At 50.4% G+C, this 1,128-nt stretch carries 2 protein-coding genes; both read left to right on the top strand.

Annotated features, from left to right (window positions below; genetic code table 11):
• Window positions 1–290, top strand: a 290-nt coding sequence (locus tag Q0257_RS06590; protein WP_298023141.1) for a hypothetical protein, incomplete at its 5' end; no start/stop codon positions are given.
• 60 nt (window positions 291–350) lie between these two features.
• Window positions 351–1,128: AAA family ATPase (locus Q0257_RS06585; RefSeq protein WP_298023138.1), on the top strand; the 778-nt coding region annotated here is incomplete at its 3' end.

The raw sequence follows: 1,128 nt of genomic DNA, 5'->3' as shown, positions 1-1,128 counted from the left end.
AAAAGCTATTTAATAAGCGCTTAAAAGAGACTAAAAAGCAGATGGACGCTGCATCGATCGCGCACAGGGTGGATTTTGAACAGATAGTGCGCATGGTAGAAGCTAAGCCCGCCGCGATGCCTAAGCCGCAAGCGGCAAATAACGAAAGTAGGCTAATAGATGCCGCGTTAAAAGGGGCTAAAAGCTTGAACTCTAGCGTAGCTTTGAGCGATGAAATTTTAAGCGCGCAAGCTGCGCAGCGCAAAGCGGAGCGCAAGATAAAGAGCTTTGAGGAAGTAGTCTGCGGATAAGGCGCTTTTAAAGGGCATAAAATGTCTTTTAAAAGCCCCTTTATGGGCAAAGGAGAAAATATGCAAGAGATTATATCTAAGCTAAACGAATTCTTAGAGGGCGGAAGCGTGAGTATGAGCGCGCTTGCGCGGGCTTTGGGCATTAGCCCGGGAGCGATCAGCCAATTTCGAGCGGGCAAATACAAGGGCGATAATGCGGCGATCGCAGCCAAGATAGGCGCCTATATCGATGCGAGCGCCAAAAAAGCAAAAGAGTTTGCCGCCTCGCCCGCGCGAGATGAAATTTTTGACTCACGGGACTACAAGATGGCGAATTTCGTCATCTCCGAAGCCGTAGGCGAGCGCGAGATAGCTTTGCTTTACGGCACCGCAGGTAGCGGCAAGAGCACGATACTACGCGACTTTGCCGCCAAAAATCCTAACGCGGTACTAATTGAGGCTACCTGCCACACCAACGCTAACGCTTTGCTTGGCGAGCTATGCGAAGCGCTAAAGCTGGAAGCCGCAGGCAGCGCTAATGCAAAATTAAAAGCGATTTCAAGCTTCTTAAAAACAGCCGATAAGGTGCTGCTAATCGACGAAGCCGAGCATCTGCCGCTCAGGGCGCTTGAGGATCTACGCAGAATTTACGATTTTTCGAGCACGCCGCTAATTCTAGCAGGCACGGAGATTTTACTAAAGAATTTAGTGGGGCGTAATAAGGAGCTTAGGCAGCTATATAGCCGCATTTGCGGCAAATGGGCTATGCAGGGGCTCAGTAAAGAGGAGAGCGATGCCTTTTACGGCACGGGGATCTTCGCTCACGCCAAAGGCAACTTCCGCGCGTCCGAAAAGTTAC

This window comes from uncultured Campylobacter sp. (genome assembly GCF_938018035.1).
GTDB lineage: Bacteria > Campylobacterota > Campylobacteria > Campylobacterales > Campylobacteraceae > Campylobacter_B.
Note: the sequence above shows the minus strand (reverse complement) of the source record. Positions and strands in the feature narration are given on the sequence as shown.